Origin of the sequence: Acinetobacter sp. YH16051, from assembly GCF_013417135.1 — a bacterium.
Taxonomy (GTDB): domain Bacteria; phylum Pseudomonadota; class Gammaproteobacteria; order Pseudomonadales; family Moraxellaceae; genus Acinetobacter; species Acinetobacter towneri.
In genome coordinates, this window is sequence record NZ_VPEN01000082.1 from 1 (window position 1) to 2,335 (window position 2,335).

The 2,335-nt window shown below is 34.5% G+C and carries 2 protein-coding genes; one reads left to right on the plus strand and one right to left on the minus strand.

Going from position 1 to position 2,335, the window contains the following annotated elements; all coding sequences use genetic code 11:
• Nucleotides 1–243: 243 nt before the first annotated feature.
• Nucleotides 244–1,251, minus strand: a complete 1,008-nt coding sequence (locus FTV41_RS14350; RefSeq protein WP_179991621.1) for a replication initiation protein — start codon at nucleotides 1,249–1,251, stop codon at nucleotides 244–246.
• Between the two features lie 332 nt (nucleotides 1,252–1,583).
• On the opposite strand from FTV41_RS14350, the gene FTV41_RS14355 reads away from it, so the two are divergent.
• Nucleotides 1,584–2,225, plus strand: coding sequence for an AAA family ATPase (locus FTV41_RS14355; RefSeq protein ID WP_179996728.1), 642 nt, complete (start codon nucleotides 1,584–1,586; stop codon nucleotides 2,223–2,225).
• Nucleotides 2,226–2,335 lie beyond the last annotated feature (110 nt).

Below are 2,335 nucleotides of genomic sequence, written 5' to 3' on the forward strand. Positions count from 1 at the left end.
TTTAATTAAAGCCGTAGAAAAAGCAGGCTACGAAGGGCTTTGTTGCATAAATATGTAAGCATCTGATTTAAATAAATTTAATTTTGGATCAAAAAATAATCAAAACTTTTAAAATCATATAGTTATGAAATCTTTGTGCAACAAAGCCCTTTCAATTCAAAAGTGGAAACAGAAGAAGATGTAGGTAACATAAGAAACACCTAAAAGAGCTAATATCTGATTTAGGCTCACTTGGACACCTAGCTAAGAAAACAAGTTTAAAGCAGTTCCCAAAGAGCTAATATCTGATTTAGGCTCACTTGGACACTTTATCCACGAAGCAACAACCGATTTGGATACTTTCAACTCATTTGCAATCTTTCGACAACTTAATCCTTTTAAATGTAGTTCTTTCGCCTTTACACGTAAGGGCTGATATTTTGCAGATCTCACTACTCCGCCCTTTATACCGCCTAACTTCCCTTTTCTAGATTGACGGTCAATAAATTCCTGATAGCAATAGGCGTCTTTTTTCCAACAATATCGTGCAATGGATTTAGCAATGCCTTTTACTTCACCAAAAGTCATTGGGTTGGTAAGCCCTTGGTTAAGCCCTATGCAATGCTGAACTACACAATCAAGCCAGGATGTATATGTACTCCCTCGATATTTTCGTATTTCTTTATATGCCCAATGCCTAGCCGTATTGAATACAAAACAATTACGCCCTAAACCTATCGCTTCGTCTTGTTTAATCTCTCTATTAACATCTTTCCATGTTAAGTCTAGATTTCGAGCTAGTTCACTTAAAGTATAGGGTTTTTCTCGCAAGCTAGTGGTTTGCCAATAACTTGAGATAGGATTCTTTGATACCAAACTCACATATGCTGGATCTGCATTAAATAACTCACCTAATTTTTGACGAATAGCATTTGCATAAAGGATAGGCTTTTGACGACTAGCATCAGTTGTATAAACAGGTGTTTTTAACTGAAAAAGTATATGTGAGCGCCCATTATTAGGATTGGCAACTAATAAGTTCGGTAATGGAATTCCAACTAAGCCATATAATATTTCTGATAATGAAGACTCATAATCCAAATCAAATACTAGATAATGTAAATAGTATGGACTATTAGGTTGTATATATTTGTACTTTAAAGAAATTTCTTTAGGCCTGATAATAAGACCATAATCCAGATTATCTGAACAGTAAGGCTTTTTAGGTAATCTGTCTTGAAATTGATCAAGCAGAAAAGATAATTGTTGCATTTGCTTATCTTCACTATTTGCAAATGCACAATGAACATGTATTATTAATACAGTTCATGTGCAAGCATGTTCTAAGAATTCAAGCCCTGTAACTTCCTGTCCGGCAAGATTGAAAGTTATGGGGCTTTTTCATATCTGTAATTTATACAATATAGCTAACTTATAATTCAATTCAACCAAAAAAGTACATATAAGATAAAACTTTTTTCACAAACTTACGTAAGTTAAATAAATTACTTAAGTTGCGTAAATTCACTAAACGTGTGAAACCATTGATCTTCCTTATTATTCGGCTATACTTAAGTTAAATAAGTTACGTAAGTTAAATAAAAATGATCATATTAGTTGGTGGTGAAAAAGGTGGGTCTGGAAAAAGTTGTTTAGCCCAAAATCTAGCAGTTTATTTACAAGCAAATAATCGAGATATCTTATTACTCGATGCAGATCCACAAGGTACGACAACTGACTGGATCAAAGAACGAGATGAAAATTCAGCTGTAAAAAGCATTCCATCAGTACAAGCTTCAGGGAACATTCGACAAATCCTAATGGATTTATCGAAGCGATACCAAGACATTATTATTGATGCTGGTGGTCAAGACTCCGAAGCTCTACGCTCGGCAATGACTATTGCAACACATATGCTTTTACCATTTCGACCTAAACGTCGTGACCTAAAGACATTAGTTCATGTTGAACAACTTATTAAATTAGCTAAAGCAGTTAACCCAAACTTAATTACTAGAGCCGTTATTACTCAATGTCCAACATTACCTAGCCAAGTACAGCGAATTCTTGATGCAAAAGATGCATGCGAGTCTTTTGGTTTATCGCCTTTGAATCAATTTACAACCAATCGGAACGTATATGACGATGCCGATGAAAATGGACTTTCTGTATTTGAAGTTGATACCGATAAAAAGGCAATCATTGAAATAGAGCAACTTGCTTTAGAGTTTTTAGGAGAACTTTAAATGGCACTCAAAGGTTTAACAAAATCAGCTCAGGAATCTAAATCTACAGACCAAAAAATTGAGGATTTCATTAGCGGGTCTACTAAGCGTGTAAAAAATTTAGAGTGTTC

What these genes read in the sequence shown, in the direction of transcription:
- FTV41_RS14350 (WP_179991621.1), bottom strand. Translation starts at nt 1,251, where the DNA reads ATGCAACAATTATCTTTTCTGCTTGATCAATTTCAAGACAGATTACCT.
- FTV41_RS14355 (WP_179996728.1), top strand. Translation starts at nt 1,584, where the DNA reads ATGATCATATTAGTTGGTGGTGAAAAAGGTGGGTCTGGAAAAAGTTGT.